Annotated in this window: 20 protein-coding genes; 6 read left to right on the forward strand and 14 right to left on the reverse strand. The window is 70.9% G+C overall.

Features of this window, described 5'->3' with window-relative positions; genetic code table 11:
* Positions 1-130 precede the first annotated feature (130 nt).
* From ACWD01_RS22525 to ACWD01_RS22545, 5 genes are all read right to left on the reverse strand, one after another.
* Positions 131-1687 carry an RNA polymerase sigma factor gene (locus ACWD01_RS22525; RefSeq protein WP_451164490.1) on the reverse strand — a complete coding sequence of 519 codons (1557 nt, stop codon included), beginning with the start codon at positions 1685-1687 and terminating at the stop codon, positions 131-133.
* 360 nt (positions 1688-2047) lie between these two features.
* On the reverse strand, positions 2048-2989 hold the full coding sequence (locus tag ACWD01_RS22530; RefSeq protein WP_451164492.1) for a FadR/GntR family transcriptional regulator: 942 nt from the start codon (positions 2987-2989) through the stop codon (positions 2048-2050).
* A 106-nt stretch (positions 2990-3095) separates the two neighbouring features.
* Entirely contained in the window at positions 3096-5009 is a 1914-nt protein-coding gene (locus tag ACWD01_RS22535) for an ATP-binding cassette domain-containing protein (protein ID WP_451164494.1), read from the reverse strand.
* A 146-nt stretch (positions 5010-5155) separates the two neighbouring features.
* A complete protein-coding gene (locus ACWD01_RS22540; protein WP_451164496.1) occupies positions 5156-5920 on the reverse strand; it encodes an NUDIX hydrolase in 765 nt (254 codons plus the stop codon).
* A 244-nt stretch (positions 5921-6164) separates the two neighbouring features.
* On the reverse strand, positions 6165-7514 hold the full coding sequence (locus ACWD01_RS22545; protein ID WP_451164498.1) for a DUF4192 domain-containing protein: 1350 nt from the start codon (positions 7512-7514) through the stop codon (positions 6165-6167).
* Between the two features lie 110 nt (positions 7515-7624).
* On the opposite strand from ACWD01_RS22545, the gene ACWD01_RS22550 reads away from it, so the two are divergent.
* Together ACWD01_RS22550 and ACWD01_RS22555 are read left to right on the forward strand one after the other, a co-directional pair.
* Complete coding sequence (locus ACWD01_RS22550) at positions 7625-9796, forward strand: RecQ family ATP-dependent DNA helicase (RefSeq protein ID WP_451164500.1); 2172 nt, start codon at positions 7625-7627, stop codon at positions 9794-9796.
* A gap of 238 nt (positions 9797-10034) precedes the next feature.
* Entirely contained in the window at positions 10035-10664 is a 630-nt protein-coding gene (locus tag ACWD01_RS22555; RefSeq protein WP_451164502.1) for a hypothetical protein, read from the forward strand.
* A 73-nt stretch (positions 10665-10737) separates the two neighbouring features.
* Here the strand turns inward: ACWD01_RS22555 and ACWD01_RS22560 are convergent, their stop codons facing one another.
* From ACWD01_RS22560 to ACWD01_RS22570, 3 genes are all read right to left on the reverse strand, one after another.
* Positions 10738-11358 carry a hypothetical protein gene (locus tag ACWD01_RS22560; RefSeq protein ID WP_451164504.1) on the reverse strand — a complete coding sequence of 207 codons (621 nt, stop codon included), beginning with the start codon at positions 11356-11358 and terminating at the stop codon, positions 10738-10740.
* Positions 11359-11441: 83 nt separating this feature from the next.
* Entirely contained in the window at positions 11442-12143 is a 702-nt protein-coding gene (locus tag ACWD01_RS22565) for a ribonuclease HII (RefSeq protein ID WP_451164506.1), read from the reverse strand.
* 52 nt (positions 12144-12195) lie between these two features.
* Positions 12196-12843 (reverse strand): TetR/AcrR family transcriptional regulator, encoded by a 648-nt coding sequence (locus ACWD01_RS22570; protein WP_451164508.1) that lies wholly within the window; start codon positions 12841-12843, stop codon positions 12196-12198.
* 121 nt (positions 12844-12964) lie between these two features.
* Between ACWD01_RS22570 and ACWD01_RS22575 the strand changes: the two genes are divergently transcribed.
* Positions 12965-14518 carry an MFS transporter gene (locus ACWD01_RS22575; protein ID WP_451164510.1) on the forward strand — a complete coding sequence of 518 codons (1554 nt, stop codon included), beginning with the start codon at positions 12965-12967 and terminating at the stop codon, positions 14516-14518.
* Between the two features lie 201 nt (positions 14519-14719).
* Here ACWD01_RS22575 and ACWD01_RS22580 read toward each other — a convergent pair whose 3' ends face one another.
* The 3 genes from ACWD01_RS22580 to ACWD01_RS22590 are packed head-to-tail and all read right to left on the reverse strand — an operon-like array spanning position 14720 to position 17945.
* Complete coding sequence (locus ACWD01_RS22580) at positions 14720-15643, reverse strand: ADP-ribosylglycohydrolase family protein (RefSeq protein WP_451164512.1); 924 nt, start codon at positions 15641-15643, stop codon at positions 14720-14722.
* Positions 15644-15655: 12 nt separating this feature from the next.
* Entirely contained in the window at positions 15656-16315 is a 660-nt protein-coding gene (locus ACWD01_RS22585) for a histidine phosphatase family protein (RefSeq protein ID WP_451164514.1), read from the reverse strand.
* Between the two features lie 19 nt (positions 16316-16334).
* Positions 16335-17945, reverse strand: a complete 1611-nt coding sequence (locus ACWD01_RS22590; RefSeq protein ID WP_451164516.1) for an ABC-F family ATP-binding cassette domain-containing protein — start codon at positions 17943-17945, stop codon at positions 16335-16337.
* 86 nt (positions 17946-18031) lie between these two features.
* Here ACWD01_RS22590 and ACWD01_RS22595 point away from each other — a divergent pair, with 86 nt between their 5' ends.
* Positions 18032-18652, forward strand: coding sequence for a TetR/AcrR family transcriptional regulator (locus ACWD01_RS22595; protein WP_451164518.1), 621 nt, complete (start codon positions 18032-18034; stop codon positions 18650-18652).
* Here the strand turns inward: ACWD01_RS22595 and ACWD01_RS22600 are convergent, their stop codons facing one another.
* Positions 18653-19258 (reverse strand): YdbC family protein, encoded by a 606-nt coding sequence (locus tag ACWD01_RS22600; protein ID WP_451164520.1) that lies wholly within the window; start codon positions 19256-19258, stop codon positions 18653-18655.
* A 255-nt stretch (positions 19259-19513) separates the two neighbouring features.
* On the opposite strand from ACWD01_RS22600, the gene ACWD01_RS22605 reads away from it, so the two are divergent.
* Positions 19514-20044, forward strand: a complete 531-nt coding sequence (locus ACWD01_RS22605; protein WP_451164522.1) for a TerD family protein — start codon at positions 19514-19516, stop codon at positions 20042-20044.
* A 107-nt stretch (positions 20045-20151) separates the two neighbouring features.
* Here ACWD01_RS22605 and ACWD01_RS22610 read toward each other — a convergent pair whose 3' ends face one another.
* Positions 20152-23034, reverse strand: coding sequence for a vitamin B12-dependent ribonucleotide reductase (locus tag ACWD01_RS22610; RefSeq protein ID WP_451164524.1), 2883 nt, complete (start codon positions 23032-23034; stop codon positions 20152-20154).
* A 169-nt stretch (positions 23035-23203) separates the two neighbouring features.
* Positions 23204-23716: a transcriptional regulator NrdR gene (gene nrdR, locus ACWD01_RS22615; RefSeq protein WP_356895831.1), complete on the reverse strand. Its 513-nt coding sequence runs from the start codon at positions 23714-23716 to the stop codon at positions 23204-23206.
* A 586-nt stretch (positions 23717-24302) separates the two neighbouring features.
* On the opposite strand from nrdR, the gene lexA reads away from it, so the two are divergent.
* Positions 24303-25088 carry a transcriptional repressor LexA gene (gene lexA / locus ACWD01_RS22620; protein ID WP_356895829.1) on the forward strand — a complete coding sequence of 262 codons (786 nt, stop codon included), beginning with the start codon at positions 24303-24305 and terminating at the stop codon, positions 25086-25088.
* The last annotated feature ends 56 nt before the right edge of the window (positions 25089-25144 follow it).

A 25144-nucleotide genomic window follows, 5' to 3' on the forward strand; every position in this document is an offset into this window, starting at 1 on the left:
GCGCCGACGCCTCGCTGCCCAGGCCCGCAGCGATCCGGACCAGGAACGCGGCCTGTGTCCCCGTCCGGCGGAACGAGAACGCCCCCGACCTGCGGATCCGCAGGTCGGGGGCGTTCTGTTGGGGCTGGACTCAGTCGAGGTAGTCGCGCAGAACCTGCGACCGCGACGGGTGGCGCAGCTTCGACATCGTCTTCGACTCGATCTGGCGGATGCGCTCGCGCGTCACACCGTAGACCTTGCCGATCTCGTCCAGGGTCTTCGGCTGGCCGTCCGTGAGACCGAAGCGCATCGAGACCACGCCGGCCTCACGCTCCGACAGAGTGTCGAGCACCGAGTGGAGCTGCTCCTGCAGGAGGGTGAAGCTCACAGCGTCCGCCGGGACGACCGCCTCGGAGTCCTCGATCAGGTCACCGAACTCGCTGTCGCCGTCCTCGCCGAGCGGGGTGTGCAGCGAAATCGGCTCGCGGCCGTACTTCTGGACCTCGATGACCTTCTCAGGGGTCATGTCGAGCTCCTTGGCCAGCTCCTCCGGGGTGGGCTCGCGGCCCAGGTCCTGGAGCATCTGGCGCTGCACACGGGCCAGCTTGTTGATGACCTCGACCATGTGCACCGGGATACGGATGGTGCGGGCCTGGTCGGCCATGGCGCGGGTGATCGCCTGACGGATCCACCAAGTGGCGTACGTGGAGAACTTGTAGCCCTTGGTGTAGTCGAACTTCTCGACCGCGCGGATCAGGCCCAGGTTGCCCTCCTGGATCAGGTCCAGGAAGAGCATGCCGCGGCCGGTGTAGCGCTTGGCCAGCGAGACGACCAGCCGGAGGTTGGCCTCCAGCAGGTGGTTCTTGGCGCGGCGGCCGTCCTCGGCGATGATCTCCAGCTCGCGCTTGAGCTTCGGCGCCAGCTTGTCGGAGTTCGCCAGCTTGTCCTCGGCGAACAGGCCAGCCTCGATGCGCTTGGCGAGCTCGACCTCCTGCTCGGCGTTGAGCAGCGGGACCTTGCCGATCTGCTTCAGGTAGTCCTTGACCGGGTCGGCGGTGGCCCCCGCGACGGCGACCTGCTGCGCGGGCGCGTCGTCCTCGTCGTCGTCGGAGAGGACGAAGCCCTTGCTCTCGCCCTCGGGCTCTTCCTCGTCGCTCTTGGCGCCGGGCTGGACCTCGTCGAGCAGCTCCTCGCCGTCGGCCGCCTCGTCGGTGTCCTTCTTGGCGGCGGTCTTCTTCGCCGTCGTCTTCTTGACGGCGGTCTTCTTCGCCGCCGTCTTCTTGGCCGTCGTCTTCTTGGCGGCCGTCTTCTTGGCAGGCGCGGTCTCCGAGGACTCGTCGGCCGGGACCTCGACGGTCTCGGCCGCCGGGGCCGTGGTGGCCGCGACGGTCTTCGCCGTGGCGGTCTTGGCCGCGACGGTCTTGGTGGCGGTGCGCTTGGCCGGGCTCTTCGCAGCGACGCTCTTGCGGGCGCGCTTCGGCGACTCCGCTGCACTGACCATCAGCGTCACACCCTCTTCCTCGAGGATCTGGTTGAGGCTGCGCAGAACATTCTTCCACTGGGTTGGCGGAATCTGGTCAGCCTCGAAGGCCCGACGCACGTCATCGCCGGCGATCTGCCCATCAGCCTTTCCCCGCTCGATGAGCGCCATCACAGACTCGGACTCGGCGATCTCCGGCGGGAGCGTACGGGATGTGCTGGCCGACACGAACAACCTCTCGGAACGATGGAAACGGCTTCCGGCCCCGCCCATGATCGGGCCGAAGCCGACGACCACCGGGCTGCGGATGTGCCGGTGGCGCGGGCGGAACCCAGGAGCTGTCACAGCGCCGTGTACGGCTGCTGTATTCCCTCCTCGGCTGTCACCTCTTAGGTCATCGCGCAGCCTCGAGGAGTGTTACGCCCAATCCACGTGGCCCCAGTCACACCCCAAAAGCGACTGAACGGTCAAAGCGGGATGTTTACGGCATGGCACGTCGCCGGATCCCCTCGGAATCCGGCGACGCGTCCTCTCGGAATCCGGTGACCCGTGGTCCGGATGCCGTCCCATCCCCGACCGCCGCCGCTGTCAGTGCTCACGCGGCGCGGGGACCACTCGCTCCACTTCCGGGTGAACCGTGAGCAGCTGGCGCATGGCCGATTCCGCAGCCTGCCCGTCGCCGGAGGAGAGGGCGTCCGCGATGCGGGCGTGGTGCGACAGCGACGCCTCGGTGGGCCGGTCACAGCCGGTGACCGGCGCGCCGGACACCTGGAGCGCCGCTGAAACGATTCCGGACAGGTGCTCCAGCATCCGGTTGCTCGCGAGCTGGATCAGCAGCGAGTGGAACTCGGCGTCGGCGCGCGAGAACGTGAGCGCGTCCCCCTGGGCCAGGGAGTGGCCCATGATCTCGACCATGTCGCCGAGACGCTGCTGGACGTCCTCACGGCCGTGACCGGCGGCGAGCCGGGCGGCCAGCGGCTCGATCGTCCAGCGCAGCTCGCCCAGCTCCCGGCGCTGGTCCTCGCGCTGCGGGCCGAAGGCGCGCCACTCGATGATGTCGGGGTCGAGTAGGTTCCAGTCGCTGACGGGGCGGACACGGGTGCCGACGTTGGGCCGGGCACTGACCAGCCCCTTGGCCTCGAGCACCCGGAGCGACTCCCGCACCACGGTGCGGGAGACCTCGAAGCGCTGGCCGATCTCCTCGGGTACGAGCGGCCGGTCCGCCCCCAGGTCGCCGGAGACGATCATCTGGCCGAGCTGCTGGACGAGTTGGCCGTGCAGGCCGCGGCCGCGGCTGCCCGCGCTGCGGCGGCCAACCCGGCCCAACTCCGCGTCGGAGCCGTCCCACGAGGGAGGGCCGACACGGTCGGCGACGGGCGATCCGCCGTAGCCGTGGCGGTCGAGTTCGCCCGGACCGGCAAGGCCGTTCTCGGTGGGGCGGGCGGCGGTCATCATGGTGTGCGCAAGGGTACTCACGCATCCTTTGTCGGCTCCGCTTCCGAGCCCCTTGAGGTCTTTGGTGAAAAGCACACGAAAGGGTGATCGGCGCTCGCCCCTCAATTGACGACTTATCGTAAGGAAACGGGCATTAGTCAAGTCGTCGCGGGCAGTTCACGAACAGACAGTCACCCCTCGGTCACCAAAAGGCCCTCCGGCGAAGACCGGTGAACACGTACGCGCAGACGAGCGCCGTCAGCGACAGTGCGATCGCGGCCCCCACGGGCTGGGCCAGCAGCCGCCCCGCGGCGATCAGCCAGCGGTCCGCCTGCTGAGGGAACTCGAGCCAGGCCAGGTCGCGCAGCCTGCCGGGAAGTCCGGTGATCGAGCGGGCCGCCGGTACGACGATCACCTTGTGCACGAGTGGCGCCACCAGTACCGGTGCGGCGAGCACCGCGGCCACCCCTGCGGCCGTGACGCGGAAGACGCCGGCGGCGAGCAGGCCGGACCAGGCACAGCCGACGCAGAGACCGCCCCAACCGGCTGCCGCTCCCGCCCAATTGCCGGGCATCGCCACCAAGTCCGGCCCGTACACGAGGCGAAGCGCCTGGAAGTCGGCGGCCACCACGAGGCCCGCCAGCACCAGGGCCGCGACCGCGGTCACACCGAGCTTGGCCAGGAGCAGGCCGAGTCGGCGCGGCACGGTCCCCCGGGCGGCGGCAAGAGTGGGATAGCGGAACTCCTCACCGAAGGCGAGCGCCCCGATCAGACCGGCCCCGAAGGCCGCCGGCGGCAGCGGCAGGTAGTCGGGCCACGCGACGACGGCCCGGGGGTGCAGGGCGCCTTCCGTCCGGGCCAGCAGCACGCACAGGGCGAGGGAGGCGGCGAGAGCGGCGAGGGCGATCACGGGGGCGGTGCGGACGCCGAGCAGGCGGCGGATCTCGTAGCGCAGCGGCCACCGCGGGCTGCGCACCGGGCGGGCGGGCTTCGGGACCGCGACGGGAGCGGGGGCGGTGGGGCGTGGTGCTGCGTCGGGGGCGGTGGGGGGCCCGGCGTCGGGGGTGCGCGGCGGGGTGTCGGGGGCGGGCGGTCGGGCGTCGGGGGCGCCGGGACGGGCGTCGGAGGTGGTCGGCCGGGCGTCGGGGGCGGGCGACGGCTCGTCGGAGGTGGCGGGGACTGGAACTGCGGCAGCGGTGGCTGTGGCGGGCACGCTCGCGCCGGCGGCGGAGTCCGGGGCGGGGCAGGTATCACCGACTTCGTCGGTGAGGCGGTGGACGAGCACTCCGTGCCGGAAGGCCGCCTCACCGACCTCGGCGCAACTGCTGCCGAAGACCGCCAGCCCGCCACCGTACTCGGCGACCACTTCCACCGACCGCCGTGAGGCCCGTGCCTCGCGTGCCAGAACGGCGGCGAGCCGGGCAGCGTGCGGGGTGCGGACGGCGACACGGGGGCGAAGCCGGGTCCGCGAGAAGTCGGCGGCCTCCTGGTCCGCGACGAGGCGGCCCTCGTGGAGCGTGACGACGCGATCCGCGAGCTTCGCGGCCTCCTTGGGGTCGCGCATCGTGCACAGGACCGTTCCACCGTCCGCGGCGTGCGCCCGCAGCAGCGCGGACAACCAGCTCCGGTCGCGCGGGGACAGCTCGCGGAACGGCTCGTCGAGGACGAGCGTCTGAGGATCCCCCAGCAGGGCGGACGCCAGCCCGAGCCTGCGGTCCATGCCGAGAGACAGCCTGCCCAGCTGCTCCTGCGCGAGAGCGCCGAGGCCCACGACGTCGAGCAGTTCGTCGGCGCGGGAGGCCGGCACCCCGACAGCCGCGCTCAGCATCCGCAGCTGGCTGCGGGCCGTCCTGGCGGGGTGCCCCGGCACGTCACCGAGCAGGACGCCCACCTCGCATGCGGGGTTGGCGATGCGATGCAGCGGGTTCCCGCGGAAGTACGCGACCCCCCGGCCGGCCTCGAGCCCGAGGGCGAGCCGCAGCGCTGTCGTCTTTCCGGCGCCGGAGGCACCGAGCAGCATCGTGACGCGGCCCGGCCCGGCCTCGAAGGTGACGTCGTCGACGGCGGGCCGACGCTCCCGGCGGCGGGTGCTGGTCAGTCCGACGGCCTGGAGCATCGCTTCTCTCGCCTCTCTCGCGGAAGGTGAGACCGCTCAGCGGCAGCACGGGTACCGCAGCAAGATAACGCGACATTTCAGACTTCTTGCGCATGGTCGGCAGCCCAGGGTGTCAGAACACGACCGATGCGCCGATCCCCGCGTGATCAGACCTCGGGACGCAGCATCGGCGGGTTCAGTACCGTCGCGCCACCGGCACGGAAGAGCTGCGCCGGGCGGCCGCCCTGCCGCGTGGTCGTGCCTCCGGCCGGAACCAGGAAGCCCGGCGTGCCGGTCACCTTGCGGTGGAAATTACGGGGGTCCAGTGCGACGCCCCACACCGCTTCGTACACCCGCCGCAGCTCCCCCACCGTGAACTCCGGCGGACAGAAGGCGGTGGCCAGCGAGGAGTACTCGATCTTGGAACGGGCGCGCTCCACACCGTCCGCCAGGATCAGCGCGTGGTCGAAGGCGAGCGGCGCCGGCTGTTCCTCCTCGCGCGCGAAGACGCTGTCACGGGCGAGGAGCTCCTCGACCGGCGCCCAGCGCGCACTGTTGGCATCCCCGCCCGCTCGGGGCGCCGGCAGGTCCGGAGCGAGCACCAGATGCGCGACGCTCACCACCCGCATACGGGGGTCACGCTTGGGGTCACCGTAGGTGGCGAGCTGTTCCAGGTGGGCGCCGTTGGCCGCGCCCGGGGACGCCGGGTCGTGCGCGCACAGGCCCGTTTCCTCGGACAGTTCGCGCGCCGCTGCCGCCGCCAGGTCCTCGTCGCCCCTGACGAAGCCGCCGGGCAACGCCCACCTGCCCTGGAACGGCGGCTCACCACGGCGCACGACCAGAGCGCAGAGCGCGTGCCGACGCACGGTGAGCACGACCAGATCGACAGTGACGGCGAAGGGCGGAAAGGCCGACGGGTCGTAGGGCGACATGCCGCGATCATAGTCGTCTGCCTGACGATAAAGACACCCTTCGCCACCTGCACGGCTGGATTACTCACCCGGTCGCACCCGCCCGGCGACGACGGCTCGCACCTCCAACTGGAGCCGGTCCACGGCGTGCTCGCCCGGGCGTGGCGGCACGGACCGTACGTCGCCGCCGCGGCGTTGGGCGCCTGCACGTTCCGTCCGGTCACCGCCGCCGCTGTCCGCACCGCCTTCACGGCCGTCGCCGCCGTCACCGCCCGCTCCTGGTGCCGCGCTGTCCGCTCCGCCGCCCGGCACGCGCGCGGGCCCGGGCGGCGGCTGTGCCGTTGCGTGGGCGGCCAGGGGCGGGGCGGCCGCTCTCGCTCCGGGACTCCGACCGCTCCCGCTGGGCGGCGGACTTCCCGAGGGGCCTGGTGCGACGCCTCCGGGTCCGCGTGCGGGAGTTCCGGGCAGGGGGTGCGGACGGCGGCGCCGCCGGCGGGGCGTCGCGTGCCTGTCGCAGGCAGTGGCGCACGGTCTCCGGGTCCAGCCCTTCGTTGCACGCCTGGTGCAGCAGCCGCGCGAACACGTACTCGGGATCGGCCTGCAGAGCGAGCCCCAGGGCGACGCGGGCACCGGGTTCGTCACCCAGGGACCACGACACCCAGCCCGCGAGGGTGAGCGGTGCCGCAGCGTGTTCCGTGTACGGGGGCACGCACCGGCGCGACAGGACCCGCCAGACGCGGAGTGCCGGGGCCGCTTCCACGCCCTCCATCCACTGCGCCGCCCGGTCCCTGGTCTCCCGGTCCTGCAGGCCGAGGATGACCGCCGCGGCCTCGTCCGCGGAGACCAGCCGGTCGTCGGCCGCGTCGGCGCCGGGGTCGTCGTCGCCACGTGGGTCGTCCGCCATCCGTTCCAGCAGACGGCGGGCGAGCGTCACGGTCTCCTCCGCGACCTCCTGCCGTCCCTGGGCGTCGAGGATCCTGCCGGTGATCGCCACACCTGCCGCATCGAGCGCCCGGACCTGGTCCCGAGCCTCGGGAGCGTTCGCCGGTGCGTACCGCTGCTCCATGTCGCGCAGGCTGCCGCGCACCCTGATTCCCGCGTACGCGGCCGCGGCGGCCATCACCGACGTGCCGGGCAGGGCGAGGGGCGTGCCGTCGGGCGGGCAGCAGCGGGCGTCGGGGCAGCAGTAGCTCCACAGGCGGCCATCAGAGATGCACAGTGCCTCGTACACCGGTACGTCGAGGCTGCCGCAGGCGGTGCGAAGTCGCTGGGCCAGCGGACGCAGCCGTTCCATGACCTGTTGCCCGCTCTCGCCCTCCGCCGGTTCCTGGCAGAGGAAGGCCACGATGCCGTCGGGCCCGGGTCCGCGGCGGCGGCAGCCCTGGACGAGGCATTCGGCGAGCTGCGCGGCGACCGGACCCCATTCCCCCGGCGAGGGTGGGATACCGAGCCGCAGTCGTCCGCCGAAGCGTCCGCTGCTGCCGTGCAGGGCGACGAGGACGATGGAATCAGTCGGGTGAAACCCCATCATGTACGGGAGCGCGTCGGCCAGTTCGGCCGGGCCGCGCAGGGTGATCTGCTGGTCTGTGCCGCTGAGGTCGTGGTGCTTGTTCATGCGACGACGCTCCCGCGCAGATCCGGACCGCGCGACCCCTGTGGATAAAGTTATCCACATGCTTGGCGGCTCGTTCGCGGTTTGTCGGTGCCATCGGGTTGCATGGGGGGATGACCAACGCAGACCGCGCGGAGCTCAGGGCTTCCGCCGATTCCGTCCTGGCCCGGCTCGTTTCCGACACCTCGGGTCGTGCCCGGCTGCGCGAGGACCAGTGGCGGGCGATCGAGGCCCTGGTCGCGGACAAGCGCAGGGCGCTGGTCGTCCAGCGGACGGGATGGGGCAAGTCCGCGGTCTACTTCGTCGCCACCTCGCTGCTCCGGGCGAGCGGCAGCGGCCCCACCGTGATCGTCTCTCCCCTGCTCGCGCTGATGCGCAACCAGGTGGAGGCCGCGGCGCGAGCCGGTATCCGCGCCCGGACGATCAATTCGTCCAACCCCGAGGAGTGGGAGACCATCCAGTCCGAGATCGCCGAGGGCGAGGTGGATGTGCTGCTCGTCAGTCCCGAGCGGCTCAACAACCCCGATTTCCGCGACCAGGTGCTGCCCCGGCTGGCCGCGGCGACCGGACTGCTCGTGGTGGACGAGGCGCACTGCATCTCCGACTGGGGCCACGACTTCCGGCCCGACTACCGCAGGCTGCGCACCATGCTCGCCGATCTCCCCGGGGGCGTTCCTGTCCTCGCCACGACGGCCACGGCCAACGCGCGGGTCACGGCGGACGTGGCGGAGCAGCTGGGCACGGGAGCCGGCACCGACGCCCTGGTGCTGCGCGGCCCGCTGGACAGGGAGAGCCTCAGCCTCGGCGTGCTGCGGCTCCCGGACGCCGCGACGCGGCTGGCCTGGCTCGCGGATCACGTCGGCGAGCTGCCCGGGTCCGGGATCATCTACACCCTGACGGTCGCCGCCGCCGAGGAGGTCACCGCGTATCTGCGCCAGTGCGGCCACACCGTGACCTCGTACACCGGACGCACGGAGAACGCCGACCGGCAGCAGGCGGAGGAGGATCTGCTCGCCAACCGGGTCAAGGCCCTGGTGGCGACCTCGGCGCTGGGCATGGGGTTCGACAAGCCTGACCTCGGCTTCGTCGTACACCTCGGTTCGCCCTCGTCCCCGATCGCGTACTACCAGCAGGTGGGCCGCGCCGGCCGTGGTGTGGAGCATGCGGAGGTGCTGCTGCTGCCCGGCAAGGAGGACGAGGCGATCTGGCAGTACTTCGCCTCGGTCGCCTTCCCGCCCGAGGAGCTCGTGCGGCGCACGCTGGACGTGCTGGCGCAGGCCGGGCGCCCTCTGTCGCTGCCGGCCCTGGAACCGTTGGTGGAGCTGCGGCGCACCCGGCTCGAGACCATGCTCAAGGTGCTCGACGTGGACGGCGCCGTACGCAGGGTGAAGGGCGGCTGGACCACCACCGGGCAGCCCTGGTCCTACGACTCCGAGCGGTATGCGTGGGTGGCCCGGCAGCGCGCCGCCGAGCAGCAGGCTATGCGGGACTACGTGAGCTCCACCGACTGCCGGATGGAGTTCCTGCGGCGCCAGTTGGACGACGAGGAGGCGTCGCGCTGCGGCCGTTGCGACAACTGCTCCGGCGCGCGGTTCAGCGACAAGGTGTCCACGGCGGCGCTGGACGCGGCACGGGGCGAGCTGGGCAGGCCCGGCGCGGAGGTCGAGCCCCGCAAGATGTGGCCGACGGGGCTGGCCGCCGTCGGCATCGATCTCAAGGGCCGTATCCCGCAGAGTGAGCAGTCCTTCACGGGGCGGGCGCTGGGGCGGCTTTCGGACATCGGCTGGGGCAACCGGCTCCGTCCGATGTTCTCGCCCCAGGCACCGGACGGCCCAGTGCCCGACGACATGGCCGACGCGGTCGTGACCGTGCTCTCCGACTGGGCCAGGGGGCCCGGCGGCTGGGCATCCGGGGCCCCGGACGCGCCGCAGCGCCCCGCGGGCGTGGTCACGGTCGCGTCCCGCACCCGGCCGCGTCTGATCAGCTCCCTCGCCGGCCGTATCGGGGAGGTCGGGCGGATGCCTCTGCTGGGATCCCTCGAGTACGTGCCGGAGGCGCTTGAGACGGGGATGTCGCGCACCAACAGCGCCCAGCGGGTGCGGGCTCTGCACGAGTCGCTCGTCGTGCCCCCGGAGCTGGCGGAGGCGCTGGCCGCCGCGGGCGGACCGGTGCTGCTGGTCGACGACTTCTCGGAGAGCGGCTGGACGCTGGCCGTGGCGTCACGGCTGCTGCGCAGGGCGGGCGCGAAGGGGGTGTTCCCCCTGGTCCTTGCCATCCAGTCCTGAAGTAGCCGTCACGTCCTGAAGTACAGGGGTCGTCACGGACGGACAGGGGAAGGGATATGAGCGTCATACCCGCTGTTTTCCACCGGTGGTGCCGAATTGCTCGTTGCCGCATTCCCATGCGCCAGGAAGAATTGGAGTGCTCCCCCGCACGGCCCGTTCGCGGTCCCCAAGGGCCATGCCGTGGCGCGCCCTCACCCGACCCTGCCCGCACTGTGGGCGCGTATGCGAAGGGAGGACCGTGACCTTCGGATTCGCTTCGTCCGCAGCCACCTCGATCACCGCATCGGCCAACTCCGCCAACCGCCTTGCCCGGTTGCTCGAGCCGGCCGAATGGGCGGCAGCCGGTATCCCGCTGCTGCGCAATCCCCGCGAGGTGGTCGGTGGACTGCATGCCCGGCATCGTCCCGCACCCAGCACGGCGGTCGTCGCCGTGCTCGATCACGAGGAACGGCTCGCGGCCAGCGCGTCGTTCTCCCGGCGCGCCGCGCCGGCGGACGGCTGGGAGTTCCGCAACGCGCTGCTGGCCCACCTGCGCCGAGTGATCCCGCACGACCTCCGCCGCCGGACGCCCGTGCGCACCGCGGTGCTGCTCTACTGCCGCGAGGGCGACGAGCGGTGGACGGAGGAGGACGGAGCCTGGATGTGGGGCCTGCGGGACGCGTGCACGCTGCACGGGCTGCGCTGCGGCGCGTACATCACGCTGACACGCGGCGGTTGGCAGGTGCTGGGCGAGGGACGCGGCGGCCGGCACCCCAACTCGACGTCGTCACCCGGCCGTTTGGCGGACGCGGGGATCGATGCCGAGCCGGTACCCCTGCGTACGGCGGGCGGCACCGTGGACGCGCTCCGGCGCACGGCGGCCCGCTGAACCGCCCGCCCGGCTGCCCCTGACCGGGCAGCCGGAGCACGACCGGACGTACGGCCCGTTCAGGCGGTCCGCATCAGACGCCCGCGCCGAGCACGGCGTTGATGCGCTGGGGGTCACCGCAGACGATGAGCAGCGCCGAAGCCTTCTTCAGCGCGGCCGGCAGCGCACTGGCGGCGGTGCCGTCCGTGCCGCCGTTGACGGCGACCACCACGACGGGCCGGGCAGCGGCCCGGTCCACCGATGCGGCGTCGGCGTAGAAGACGTCGTCGCGGGCGTCGTGCTGTGCCCAGTAGGCGCTTTCGCCGAAGGACAGCTCGTGAGCGGCCCACGGGTGCTGGTCACCGGTGGTGAACACCAGCACGTCGCCAGGGGCGCGGCCGGAGTCGAGCAGCAGGTCGACCGCCTCGTCGGCGGCGTCCAGCGCACCGTCGGCGGGCGCGGGGACCAGCTGGATCTGCGGCTCGGAACGATTCTCCGGCCGGGGCGGCTTCGGCTTGCCGGCCGCACCGGACGCGCGCTGCGCGGGCGGTGCGGGCCTGGACGGGCCGGGGCCCGGGTGACCGGGGCGCGGCGACGCCGCGGAACGGGGACCGGGGACAGGACGGGGGGTCGGCGCGGTGCGGCCGGTGGCCGGAGTGACGCGGGGACCCTGGGCGCTCTCGTGAATCTGAGGCTCCTCGGGAATGAGAGGCATGGGTGGATGTCTATCAAACGCCGGTGCGGAAGGCATCGGCGGGTGGGCACGAACAGTGCGACCGGATTGACGGCAGGGCGAGTTCAGAAGTCGAAGCCGAGCTGGCCCCCGCTTTCCAGTTCGGCCGCCTCCGGGGACACGCGGACCTTCTTGAGGTGCCGCCACCGGGGCAGCGCGTCGAGATAGGCCCAGGAGAGCCGGTGGTACGGCGTGGGGCCCAGTTCCCGGAGTGCGGCCTTGTGCACGGGCGAGGGGTAGCCGACGTTCTCGGCGAAACCGAAGGCGGCGAAGTCCTCCGGCAGTTGCGCCATCATCGCGTCCCTGCGCACCTTGGCGATCACCGACGCGGCGGCGACGGCCACGCACGACTGGTCCCCCTTGATCACCGTACGCACCTGCCAGGGCACTCCCAGGTAGTCGTGCTTGCCGTCGAGGATGATGGCATCGGGACGGACCGGCAGGCCTTCGAGGGCCCGGCCGGCTGCCAGCCTGAGGGCCGCCGTCATCCCCAGCTCGTCGATCTCTTCCGGCGAGGCGTGACCGAGGGCGTGAGCCGTGACCCAGCCCTCCAGCACCTCTGCCATCTCCTCGCGGCGCTTGGGAGTGATCAGCTTGGAGTCGGTCAGGCCGACGGGTGGCCTGCGCAGTCCGGTGATCGCGGCGCACACCGTCACCGGCCCGGCCCACGCTCCGCGCCCGACCTCGTCGATACCTGCGACGATCTTGGCGCCGGTGGTCGCCCGGATCGAGCGCTCGACTGCGTGGGTGGGTGGTTCGTAGGGCATGGCGCCAGCAAGGGTACGCCGCCCGGGTGGCCTGATGACAACCGGATGCAGGTCACGATCCGCCGACGGTCGGGCGGCAGCTGTGCGGCCGGAGCAACGGGACCATGACCTGGTCGATCATCCTGGCGATGTCCTGGTCGGGCCATTCGCTCCCGCACACCTTCGAGCGGTACATCAGCAGGCCGGGGACCACATCGAGGACCAGCTCGCAGACCGCGTCCGCCCGGACGTCGCCGCGGGCAACTCCGCGCTGCACCACCGCGCGGAAGAGCTCGACGGACGGCTCGACGACCCGACTGGTGATCACGCCCTGGAAGCGTTCGGCCGCCACCGCGTCGCATTCGTAAAGCACCGATCGCAGTGCGATCCCGGTGCGGGAGAACATCGCGTCACGCACCCGGCAGCAGACGTGGAAGAGGTCGTCCCGTACGCACCCGTGGTCGGCGGCCTCGTCCAGCCGCGGGAGCCCGGCCTCGAGAGCGTCGACGACCAGGTCCTCCTTGGAGGGCCAGCGCCGGTAGACGGCCGCCTTGCCCGTCTGCGCCCGGGCGGCGACCCCTTCCATGGTGAATCCGTTCCATCCGACCGTACTGAGTTGCTCCAGCGCGGCTTCGAGGATCGCTCGTTCGAGCACGGGCCCTCGCCGGCGCAGCGGGCCCGGCGGAGCCTGTGCGGCACCGGTCCAGCGCGAAGTGGCCATCGTCATATCTCCGTTGGGGACGGGAGGCTCAGTGAACGCTTGCGTTCACTGACGGGGACTCTCTACGGTTGACGAAAAAGTGAACGCCTTCGTTCACTAACTCATGCGTGGGGGACTCGTAGTGACAACCTCTCAGTTAACAGCACCTTCTCCACCAGGAGCGGCCCGTCGGCAGGGGCGCCCCGGCATCGCGCTCACCGTCATCGCCGCCCTGCAGCTCATGGTGGTCCTCGACACCACGATTGTGAACATCGCGCTCCCGCACATTCAGGGAGCGCTCGAGTTCAGCACGACGCAGCTCTCGTGGGTGGTGAACGCCTACACGCTCACCTTCGGCGGTCTTCTGCTGCTCGGCGGCAGGGCGGGCGACATCCTCGGGCGCCGCCGGGTGTTCGTCTCCGGCGTGCTGCTGTTCACCTTCGCCTCGCTGCTGTGCGGCGTCGCCCAGGAACCGTGGCAGATGCTCGCGGCCCGCGTGCTGCAGGGCGTGGGCGGAGCGATCGCCTCGCCCACGGCCCTCGCGCTGATCACCACGACCTTCCGTGAAGGACCGGAACGCACACGCGCGTTCGGCATCTTCGCGGCCGTCTCCGCCAGCGGCGCCGCCATCGGGCTCCTGGCGGGCGGCATGCTCACGGAGTGGCTGGACTGGCGCTGGGTCTTCTACGTGAACCTGCCCATCGGCATCCTCATCGCCGTCCTCGCCCCGGTGTACATTAACGAGTCGGAGCGCAACCCGGGCCGGTTCGACGTGACGGGCGCGCTCACCTCGACCGCGGGCATGGCGTCGCTGGTCTACGCCTTCATCCGGGCCTCTGAGGAGGGCTGGAGCGACGGGCTCACGCTCGGCGCGTTCGCCGCCGCCGTGGCGCTGCTGACGGCCTTCGTGCTGACCGAGCGCAAGGCGCGCGATCCGATCACTCCTCTGCGCATGTTCGCCGACCGCAACCGGTCGGGCACCTACGTGATCATGATGAGCCTCGCGGCGGCGATGTTCGGCATGTTCTTCTTCATCGTCCTGTTCGTGCAGAACGTGCTGAACTACAGCCCCATCACCTCAGGCCTCGCGTTCCTTCCGGTCACGGTGATGATCGTCGTCGCGGCAGGCCTCTCGTCGCGACTGCTGCCGGTGCTGGGGCCCAAGCCGTTCCTCGCCGCCGGAACCGTGTTCACGGGCACCGGCATCACGTGGCTCACCTTCATCTCCCCCGACAGCTCCTACGGGAGCGGCGTACTCGGTCCGATGCTGCTCTTCGGCTTCGGCATGGGGCTGGTCTTCGTGACGGCGACGCTGACCGCTGTGTCCGGCGTGGCGCAGCACGAGTCCGGCGCCGCCTCGAGCCTGCTCAATGCCACGCAGATGGTCGGCGGATCCCTCGGTCTGTCGATCCTGATGACGGTGTTCGGGACGGCGAGCCGCGACGAGGCCGAGCGGCAGCTGCCGTCGTTCCTCGCCGAGGCGACGCCCGCTCAGCAGGAAGCCTTCGCCAAGACCCACGAACTGCCGCCCCCGTGGGGCCACCAGGTGCTCGCCGAAGGGATCGCGACAGCGTTCTGGGCCGGGGTGGGTCTGGTCGCGCTCGCGGTGGTGACGGCCCTGTTCGTGGTGCGGGTCCGCAAGAGTGACCTGGAGGCGCTCAGCGGGGCGGCGGGTCCAGGCGGACACGCCGCATGACGCGCTCCGCCGCATGAGCGCGCCGGGTACAGGCCGTCCACGGGGGTACGGCCTGCGCCCGGCGCCGCCTGCCGACGGCCCAGTGCTGAGCCGCCGCGCAGGCTCTCCAGTGCCCGGGCGCAGACTCATCGGGCGGTGCCGGCCCCGCCAGCGGACGCAGTTCCGGCCTCCCGGCCGGCGCCGCCGCGCGCCCTTCCGGTCTCAGCTCGTGCGGTCCGCGCCGGGTGCCCCGGGCAGCCAGTCGGGCAGTGGCTCTGTCCGCTCCAGCCAGTGCGCCGGCGGCTGTCCGGCCTTCGTGGCGGCGACGACGCCGCAGGCGATGGCGCAGGTGGTGTCGACATCGCCACCGACCTGGGCGGTGGTCCAGAACGCCTGCTCGAAGTCCCCGAGCGACCGGGCCGCGGACCACAGCGCGAAAGGCACCGTGTCATGGGCGCTGGTACGCCGGCCGCTGCCCAGTACGGCGGCGACGGTTCCGGCGTCGTTGTAGTCGAGCATGTCCCGGGCCCGCCGCAGACCGGCGCCCACGGCGCTGCGCGGCACCAGGGAGATGACGCCGTCCAGCAGGTCCGCCGGAGCGGGCGGGCCCGCCGGATCCGCCGCCAGCGCGGCCGCCGCGGCCACGGCCATGGCGCCGACCACGGCCTCCCGGTGCTGGTGCGTGGGGTACGAGGAGATCTCGGCCTGGTGCGTGGCCTGTTCCGGGTCGTCCGCGTACCAGGCGCCGAGAGGCGCGATCCGCATGGCGGAGCCGTTGCCCCAGGAGCCCTGCCCCTCGAACAGCTCCGCCGAGAGCTCCCGCCAGTCGCCGCCCTCTCTGACCAGCCGGAGCAGCCGGTTGACCGCGGGGCCGTAGCCACGGTCGAAGTCGTGGTGTTCGGCGAAGGACCGGGCGAGGGCGTCCTGGTCCACGCGGTGGTGACCGACGAGGACGGCAAGGACCGAGCAGGCCATCTCCGTGTCGTCGGTCCACTGCCAGAGGGAGGGCGGCAGCTCGCGCCGTTTCAGCAGCGGATAGTTGGAGGGAACGAAGAACTGGGAGCCCAGGGCGTCTCCCACGGACAGGCCTCGCAGGCTGTCCAGAGCGCGTTCGAAGCGCCGGTCGGATGCGGAATCAGCGGTCATCTTCCTGCCACTCTAACCGGTGGTGCCATACGGCTCCGGGGTCCGCCAGCGCTCGAAGGGCCGGTCGAGGCGGTAGCGCCCGTCGTCGCAGAGCCACAGTGTGCGGGTCTCGCCGTTGCCCGGATTGGACAGCGACTCGAACTCCGCCACCGACCAGTGGAACCAGCGCATGCAGAACAGCCGCATGGTCAGTCCGTGAGTGACCAGGAGCACGTTCGGCGGGTGGTCGGGGGCCTCGAAACTGCGGTGGAGGCTCTCCAGGAACGCGCCGACCCGGTCGTACACGTCGGCGCCGGACTCCCCCTGGGCGAAGCGGTAGAAGAAGTGGCCGTAAGCGTCGCGATACGCCTTCTGGAGCCGTACGTCGTCCCTGTCCTGCCAGTTCCCCCAGTCCTGCTCGCGCAGCCTCGGCTCCTCGCGGACCCGTACGAGCTCCGGGTCGAGGCCGAACGCCCTGAACGTCTCATGGGTCCGGCGGTAGGGGGAGACGTAGACGCTGACGCGTTCGCTTCCGAAGAGTTCCCGCAGCCGTGCCCCGGTCTCCGCAGCCTGTGCCAGGCCGGCGGCGGTCAGCCGGAGGGCGTGGTCGGGCTCGCGTTCGTACACCGTGTCGTCGGCATTGCCCACCGACTCTCCGTGCCGGACGAGGACGATGCGTCGCGGTCGCGCCATAGGACGACCCTAGAACCATTCAGTCGAGCAGTCGGCCGGAGGCCATCCGGTGCACCCTCCCTTCGAAGCGCCGGCGCAGCAGGCGGTCGTGCGAGACCACCACCAGGGCGCCGGTCCAGACGGACAGGGCTTCCTCCAGCTCCTCGACCAGCCCGAGTGCCAGGTGGTTGGCCGGCTCGTCGAGGAGCAGCAGATCGGCGGGCCGCGCCAGCAGACGGGCCAGCGCCAGGCGGCGACGCTGCCCGGCCGAAAGGGCTCCCACGGCGACGTGCAGGTCCCGCGGGCGGAAGAGTCCGTAGGACAGCAGCAACCCCTCGAGCTCGTCGTCGGTGAGCGGCAGGCCCCTCCCGAAGACTTCCAGGACGCACTCCGCCGGCCGGTCGACCGGTATCTCCTGGGCGAGGAACCCGATCCTCCCCCTGCGCCGCACGGCGCCGGCGTCCGGTGCGAGCAGACCGGCCATCACCCGGAGCAGAGTGGACTTCCCGGCGCCGTTGCCACCGTGGATCAGCAGCTTCTGCCCGGCCTCGACCGTGAGCCGGCCGACCGAGAGCCTGTCCCCCACGCGCACGTCGGAGAGGGTGACCAGCTCGCCCGCCGCCGCGCCGGAGACCGGCCCTGCCGTGAAGCGCAGTGGCTCCGGCGGCTTCGGGACGGGCTCCGCGCGGAGCCGGCGCAGCCGCTCCTGCGCGTTGCGGATCCGTCCCGACACCGACGCCTGGACTCTGGCACCGGCCCGGTCGTACGCCATCTTGTTGTTGTCCTTCATGGATCGGCCGGCCGCGACGCCGTGCGCGGTGGTCGCCGCGAACGCCTCCAGGCGCGCCGTCTCCTCCGTCCACTCCGCGTAGGCCTGCTCCCAGCGTCTGCGCGCGGCCGCCTGCTCGGCGCGGAAGCCTTCGTAGCCACCGCCGTACCGCACGACGGTGCGGCGGTCCGCGTCCACCTCTATAAGGGCGGTGGTGACCCGCTCCAGGAAGGTCCGGTCGTGCGAAACGGCGATCACCGTCCCGGTGTGGTCGAGCAGGGCGCTCTCCAGCCAGTCGAGCGCGGCTCCGTCCAGGTGATTCGTCGGCTCGTCCAGCAGCATGACCTCGGGCGCCGCCGCCACGAGGCAGGCGATGCCGAGTCGCGCCTGCTCCCCGCCGGACAGGCTGCCGAGGGTGCGCTCCCGGCCGATGTGGGCGATACCCAGTCCGTTGATCGCTTTGTCGACTCGCGCATCGGCGTCGTATCCGCCGCGGAGCTCGAAGTGCGTCAGCAGATCGCCGTACTCGTCGAGAACATCGGCCCGCCCCGAGCCCAGGGCCTGCTCCAGGTCGCGCATCCTCGCCTCCATCGAGCGCAGCTCTTCGAGAGCCGCGTCGACGACGTCGCCGACGGTGCTGCCGGGCGGCAGCTGCGGGGTCTGGGCGAGGTGTCCCGCCCCGTTCTCGATGACGGTGACCACGTCACCGGCGTCCGGTCGCTCGATACCGGCCAGCAGGCGCAGCAGCGTGGACTTGCCCGCGCCGTTCTCGCCGACGACGCCTATCCGTTCGCCCGGGCGCACGGCGAGGGAGGCGTCGTCGAGCAGCAGCCTGTCCCCGCGGGACAGGGTCACACCACGCATCGAGATCTGAGTGGGCAAAGGCACCTCCGAAGATTTAACGCAACTGTTGTCGCGTTACGTCGAGTGTGGCAGACTCGAACCACCTAACGCAACAGGAGTAGCAATTGAATGCCACACAGTCCGCGCCGGGCACACTCCGCCCCGGCGGCCGTACCGCCCGCACCCGCGCCGCGGTCCGCGACGCCGTCCTCACAGGCCTGGGCGAGCACGGATACCCCGGCCTCACCGTCGAATACGTCGCGGAGCACTCCGGCGTGCACAAGACCACCCTCTACCGACGCTGGGGCGATATCGAGGGCCTCGTCGCAGACGCGCTCGACCTGGCTGGCGAGGACGACTGGAGCCCGCCTGACACGGGAAGCCTCGAAAGGGACCTTCGGGCGCTGGCACGCGAGGCAGCCGATTCGTTCGCCGATCCGGCGCAGGCCGCCGCGCCCACCGCGATCATCGCCGCGGCATTCCAGTCCCAGCGCGCGGCCGACGCGCTGCACGCCTTCTACACGGAGCGCTTCTCGCGCTGTGAGAGCATCGTCCGCCGTGCGGTCGAGCGCGGGGAGGCCGCGCCGGAGACGGACGCGGGCGCCGTCGTCAGGGCCGTCTCGGCGCCGATCTACTTCAGACTGTTCATCACCCGGGAACCGATAGGCCACGCGGTCGCGGACCAGGCGGCCGCGGCCGCCTTCGCGGGAGTGCGGGCCGGCGCCTTCACCGCGCCGGAGAGCTGATCACACCGTCCACGACGGTTCCAGGGCCACGACGTCACCGGCCAGGGCCACGACGTCCGCCTGAGTCTGTGCGCGCAGCAGCAGCCGCTCGACGCGCTCGGAGCGGTACTTCCCGTGCTCAGCCGCCGCCAGCCACATGGACATCACGAGGAACTCGTTGCCGGGCGCCTCCCCGAACACCCCCCGCACCATCCCCGGCGAGCCGGCCATGGCCGGGTTCCACACCTTCTCCTGCATCAGGGAGAAGTGCTCGGCCCTGTCCTCACGGACCCGGCAGTGCGCCACTCTGACCACATCGGATTCCGTGAACCGCGGCTGGAAACCGGTCTTGACGTCGAAGCGGTGGTCGAACAGCTTCGCCTGCAGGTCCTTGTACGTGCCCGTCTGCCCGGACGCGAGCCGGTCGTGGGAGCGCGCCATGAACGAGTCGTAGAACGCCCGGGTCTCCCAGAACGCGAAGATGTGGGCCACGTTCGGCCGTATCCTGCTCCATCCTCCGCCCTGCCCCCTGAATCCCGGCTCACCCAGCAGCCCCGCCCATTTCCGCTGCCCGCGCTCGAAGCCTCGGCGGTCCACGACCGTGCAGCGAATCCACTTGACCAGCACCGCGCCATCGTACGGCTCGGAACGTGGCCCGGGTCACTCTCGGCGTCACAACGCCCGCCCGCGGCACGGCAACTCGTGCGCGGGACGGCCACCGTGGGCGCCTTCGCGCACGCCCGGCCGAGCTGCCAGGTCAGCGGCGGGATCGACGCGTTCCGCCACGAGGTGGTGTGCCGGCGGCATCCTCGCCGCAGCACGCACGGAACGGATACGGTCAACACACGAATCGTTTCCGGCAGTTACGGGGAAGGATGTGCTGTGAGCAGCCTCAACAAGGGCGTCCGGAAGGCAGAGGTGGCCCTCAAGTGGGATCCCAGCCCCCTCGGCGAGTCGCCCCACGACCTCGACCTGGTGGCCGCGACGTATCCGACGGAGGCTCCCTTCGGCGATCCGGCATACGTCGTGCACTTCGACAGCCGCTCGCCCGACGGCACGATCATCCTGGCCAGGGAGAGCGGGACGGGGCAGGGTTTCGGGGCGGACGAGGTCATGACCCTGGAGTTCGACCGGCTGGCCTCGGCCTACGGGCGTGTCGTCGTGGGAGTCGTCATCCAGCAGAGCAACGGCCGCACGACGTTCGGCGATGTCGCGAACGCCTCGGTGCGGATCCTCGAAGGACACACGGAGATCGGGGGGAACGACTTCGCCACGGTCCCGGACGCCACGGCCGCGACGGTCGGCGAGTTCGTCCGCGGCGAGACGGGGGAATGGACGTTCAGCGGCTCGCTCACCGGTTTCGACGCGGACCCGCAGACGTATCTCACGGTGATGGGACGCCCGACGGGCTGAACACCCGGTGACCACGGAGAAATGCCGGCACCGCGGAGAAAGACCAAAGGGCGGGAGAGCCTCATCGGCTCCCCCGCCCTCACCGGTTCACCCGGTGGCGTCGGTCGTCAGCTGCAACCGCTGGTCGAGCCGCAGCCCTCGCAGATGTAGCAGGAACCGGCACGCTGCATCTTGGTCCCGCAGGAGAAGCACAGCGGAGCGTCGGCGCTGATCCCCAGCTGCATCTCCACCAGTTCGGCGGAGGTGTGCGCCTGCTTCGGCGCCGGGATCTCCGCCTGCCGGGCGGCGACGGCCTGCGGCTCCTGCCGCACCGGAGCCGACTGGGCCAGGCCCTCGACGTCGAGCTCGTCGTCCGACGGCTCGTACGAGCCGGTCTCCAGGTGGCGCTGACGCTCCTCCGCGGAGTGGATGCCGAGCGCGGATCGGGTCTCGAAGGGCAGGAAGTCCAGCGCCAGGCGGCGGAAGATGTAGTCGACGATCGACTGCGCCATCCGCACGTCGGGGTCGTCCGTCATACCGGCCGGCTCGAAGCGCATGTTGGTGAACTTCGAGACGTACGTCTCCAGCGGAACGCCGTACTGCAGGCCGACCGAGACGGCGATCGAGAAAGCGTCCATCATGCCCGCGAGCGTGGAGCCCTGCTTCGACATCTTCAGGAAGACCTCGCCGAGACCGTCGTCCGGATAGGAGTTGGCGGTCATGTAGCCCTCGGCGCCGCCCACCGTGAAGGAGGTGGTGATCCCCGGGCGGCCCTTCGGGAGGCGCTTGCGGACCGGGCGGTACTCGACGACCTTCTCGACCGCGGCCCGGATCGTCTCCTCGGCCTTCTCGGTGACCTCGGCCTTCTCCTGCTCCTTCTTCTTCGCGGAGAGGGGCTGGCCGACCTTGCAGTTGTCGCGGTAGATCGCGAGCGCCTTGACGCCCATCTTCCACGCCTTGAAGTAGACCTCTTCGACGTCCTCGACCGTCGCCGTCTCCGGCAGGTTGACCGTCTTGGAGAGCGCGCCGGAGATCCACGGCTGGATCGCGGCCATCATGCGGACGTGGCCCATCGCGGAGATGGAACGCTCGCCCATGGCGCAGTCGAAGACCTCGTAGTGCTCGGTCTTCAGGCCGGGCGCGTCGATCACGTTGCCGTGGTCGGCGATGTGGGCGACGATCGCCTCGATCTGCTCCGGCTGGTAGCCGAGCCGGCGCAGGGCCTGCGGGACCGTGCCGTTGACGATCTGCATCGAGCCGCCGCCGACCAGCTTCTTGAACTTGACCAGGGCGAGGTCGGGCTCGAGACCGGTGGTGTCGCAGGACATCGCGAGACCGATGGTGCCGGTCGGGGCAATGACCGACGCCTGGGCGTTGCGGAAACCGTTCTTCTCCCCAAGGCGGATCACGTCCTGCCAGGCCTCCGTGGCGGCGGCCCAGATCGGGCTGTCCAGGTCGTCCATCCGGACGGCCACGGTGTTGGCGTCGGCATGCTGCTTCATGACGCGCTTGTGCGGCTCGGCGTTGCGGGCGTAGCCGTCGTAGGGGCCGACCACGGCGGCGAGCTCGGCGGAGCGCTTGTACGACGTTCCGGTCATCAGGGAGGTGATGGCGCCGGCGAGCGCGCGGCCGCCGTCGGAGTCGTACGCGTGGCCGGTCGCCATCAGGAGCGCGCCGAGGTTGGCGTAGCCGATGCCGAGCTGGCGGTAGGCGCGGGTGTTCTCGCCGATCTTCTGGGTCGGGAAGTCCGCGAAGCAGATGGAGATGTCCATCGCCGTGATGACCAGCTCGACGACCTTCGAGAAGCGCTCGATGTCGAACGACTGGTTGCCCTTGCTGTCGTCCTTGAGGAACTTCATCAGGTTCAGCGAGGCGAGGTTGCACGAGGTGTTGTCCAGGTGCATGTACTCGCTGCAGGGGTTCGAGCCGTTGATCCGGCCGGACTCCGGACAGGTGTGCCAGTGGTTGATGGTGTCGTCGTACTGGATGCCCGGGTCGGCGCAGGCCCAGGCCGCCTCGGCCATCTTGCGGAAGAGGCTCTTGGCGTCGACCTCCTCGATGACGTCCCCGGTCATCCGGGCACGCAGGCCGAACTTGCCGCCCGCCTCGACCGCCTTCATGAACTCGTCGTTGACGCGCACCGAGTTGTTGGCGTTCTGGTACTGGACGGACGTGATGTCGTCGCCGCCCAGGTCCATGTCGAAGCCCGCGTCACGCAGGGCGCGGATCTTCTCCTCTTCCTTCACCTTGGTCTCGATGAAGTTCTCGATGTCGGGGTGGTCGACGTCGAGAATGACCATCTTGGCCGCGCGGCGGGTGGCACCGCCGGACTTGATCGTTCCTGCGGAGGCGTCGGCGCCCCGCATGAAGGAGACGGGGCCGGAGGCGTTGCCGCCCGAGGACAGCAGCTCCTTGGAGGAGCGGATGCGGGAGAGGTTCAGGCCGGCGCCGGAGCCGCCCTTGAAGATCATGCCCTCTTCCTTGTACCAGTCGAGAATCGACTCCATGGAGTCGTCGACGGCCAGGATGAAGCAGGCCGAGACCTGCTGCGGCTGGGGCGTGCCGACGTTGAACCAGACCGGCGAGTTGAAGCTGAAGATCTGGTGCAGCAGGGCGTACGCGAGCTCGTGCTCGAAGATCTCCGCGTCGGCGGGCGAGGCGAAGTAGCCGTTGTCCTCACCGGCCTTGCGGTACGTCTTCACGATCCGGTCGATGAGCTGTTTGAGACCGGTCTCGCGCTGCGGGGTGCCGACGGCCCCGCGGAAGTACTTGCTGGTGACGATGTTGACCGCGTTCACCGACCAGAAGTCGGGGAACTCGACGCCACGCTGCTCGAAGTTGACCGAGCCGTCACGCCAGTTGGTCATGACGACGTCACGGCGCTCCCAGACCACCTCGTCGTACGGATGCACGCCGGGGGTGGTGTGGACGCGCTCGATACGCAGGCCCTTGCTCGCCTTGGATCCCTTGGCTCGGGACCCTCGTGCCGGGCCGCTCGTCGTCTCGGTCATGCCGCCTCCCATATACGGGCAAAAACGCCCTGAAGTGCCCAGATCTTCCCGGGGCACGGTTTCTGTCTGTTGCTGCGGACGCCACGCAGGGCGTACGCGAGCAGGTTCATTGCCGCCCTGACCGTCCGGCGGGCCCTTCATGCGGGCCTCGGCCGTCCGGCCGCTCCGCTCAGTCGGCGGCGGTGGCGGGTACGGGGACCTCGACCGTCCCGCCGCCCCCGTCTTCCTCGGCAGGAGGCCGGCCGGCGCGGAGCTCCGCGATGGCGGCCTCGAAGTCTTCGAGCGAGTCGAACGCCCGGTACACGGACGCGAAGCGCAGGTACGCGACGAGGTCGAGTTCCTGCAGCGGGCCGAGTATGGCCAGACCCACGTCATGAGTGGTCAGCTCGGCGCTGCCGGTGGCGCGCACCGCCTCCTCGACACGCTGGCCGAGCTGGGCGAGGGCGTCCTCGGTGACCGGCCGCCCCTGGCAAGCCTTCCGTACCCCGGAAATAACCTTGGTACGACTGAAGGGCTCCGTCACGCCGCTGCGCTTGATCACCATCAGAGAGGCGGTCTCGACCGTCGTGAAGCGCCGGGCACAGTCCGGGCACTGCCGGCGGCGGCGGATCGCCGTCCCGTCGTCGGTGGTGCGGCTGTCGACGACACGACTGTCGGGATGCCTGCAGAAGGGACAGTGCATGGCTCCCAACCCCTCCTTCGTGAGCACGACCGATGAGCCTCTGCGGGCCGGATCGGGCCTCGCGAAGCAGCCACAAGCATAGGCGATCCCTTCGGCCGTGAAACACCAGGGACACAACTTCTGGGTGGCGAACCCAATCCAACCACTAGATCTGGGGTCTGGCGCACTTCAGCTCGCCACGCGTGTCGTCCTGCGCGGCGGGTACGGAGGGGCTCCAAGGGCGCTCGGACACACCGCGTGCCGGGCGGCTGCGTTCCGTGCTCGGACCCGCTGCCCGGGACGCGCCGACGGGCTCCTCGTGACGACACGGGGCCCGGCGTCCCCGCTCCGGAACGGCCTGGATGCGAGACTGAGCGACGGCCCGAACGGGCGGCACCGGAAGGCTCCGGAACGACCCGACTCCGTCGGCGTCGTCGGCGAAGGCTACCGTAGCGGCTGCGCGGCCCGGCTCGATCGTTCGCGCATACACCCAGCAGAATGCCCACGTCAGGCAATCTGCAATTTTTCACTCGAACGTGTGTTTGGCGCAACCTTTCGAAACCAACTACCGTTGTCCATTTAGGGAGACCATTCGAGAGGGGCCGACGTGACCACCACCGCAGACAGTGCCACCATCACTGCCCAGGACCGCTCACAGAGCCGATTCGAGCCGGTGCATGCCATGAATGACGCAGCCACGACTCCGGAGGGGCCGAAGCCCGGCCGCTCGTTGCCCGGCCGACCTCCCGGCATCCGGGCTGACAGCTCGGGCCTCACGGACCGGCAGCGGCGCGTCATCGAGGTCATCCGCGACTCAGTGCAGCGAAGGGGATACCCGCCGTCGATGCGCGAGATCGGCCAGGCGGTCGGCCTGTCGAGCACCTCGTCCGTGGCCCACCAGCTCATGGCGCTGGAGCGCAAGGGGTTCCTGCGCCGGGACCCGCACCGGCCCCGGGCGTACGAGGTCCGCGGCTCCGACCAGCCGAGCACCCAGCCCACGGACACCACCGGCAAGCCCGCCGCGTCGTACGTGCCCCTCGTCGGCCGGATCGCGGCCGGTGGCCCCATCCTCGCCGAGGAGTCCGTCGAGGATGTCTTCCCCCTCCCCCGCCAGCTGGTCGGCGACGGCGAGCTCTTCGTGCTGAAGGTCGTCGGAGACTCGATGATCGAGGCCGCGATCTGCGACGGCGACTGGGTGACCGTGCGCCGCCAGCCCGTCGCGGAGAACGGGGACATCGTGGCGGCCATGCTCGACGGCGAGGCCACGGTCAAGCGCTTCAAGCGGGAGAACGGCCATGTCTGGCTGCTCCCGCACAACGCCGCGTACCAGCCCATCCCCGGCGACGAGGCGACCATCCTCGGCAAGGTGGTGGCAGTGCTGCGACGGGTGTGAGACCACCCGCCGGCCCAGACCGGACCCCGGGATCCACTGCGCCGGTCCCGGGGTCC

It is taken from the genome of Streptomyces sp. NPDC002835 (assembly GCF_053591995.1).

Coding starts and splice junctions, on each gene's coding strand:
- ACWD01_RS22565 (WP_451164506.1), bottom strand. CDS start 12,143: ATGCCCTACGAACCACCCACCCACGCAGTCGAGCGCTCGATCCGGGCG.
- ACWD01_RS22560 (WP_451164504.1), bottom strand. CDS start 11,358: ATGCCTCTCATTCCCGAGGAGCCTCAGATTCACGAGAGCGCCCAGGGT.
- ACWD01_RS22550 (WP_451164500.1), top strand. CDS start 7,625: ATGACCAACGCAGACCGCGCGGAGCTCAGGGCTTCCGCCGATTCCGTC.
- nrdR (WP_356895831.1), bottom strand. CDS start 23,716: ATGCACTGTCCCTTCTGCAGGCATCCCGACAGTCGTGTCGTCGACAGC.
- ACWD01_RS22610 (WP_451164524.1), bottom strand. CDS start 23,034: ATGACCGAGACGACGAGCGGCCCGGCACGAGGGTCCCGAGCCAAGGGA.
- ACWD01_RS22545 (WP_451164498.1), bottom strand. CDS start 7,514: ATGAACAAGCACCACGACCTCAGCGGCACAGACCAGCAGATCACCCTG.
- ACWD01_RS22535 (WP_451164494.1), bottom strand. CDS start 5,009: ATGCTCCAGGCCGTCGGACTGACCAGCACCCGCCGCCGGGAGCGTCGG.
- ACWD01_RS22585 (WP_451164514.1), bottom strand. CDS start 16,315: ATGGCGCGACCGCGACGCATCGTCCTCGTCCGGCACGGAGAGTCGGTG.
- ACWD01_RS22540 (WP_451164496.1), bottom strand. CDS start 5,920: ATGTCGCCCTACGACCCGTCGGCCTTTCCGCCCTTCGCCGTCACTGTC.
- ACWD01_RS22580 (WP_451164512.1), bottom strand. CDS start 15,643: ATGACCGCTGATTCCGCATCCGACCGGCGCTTCGAACGCGCTCTGGAC.
- ACWD01_RS22570 (WP_451164508.1), bottom strand. CDS start 12,843: ATGGCCACTTCGCGCTGGACCGGTGCCGCACAGGCTCCGCCGGGCCCG.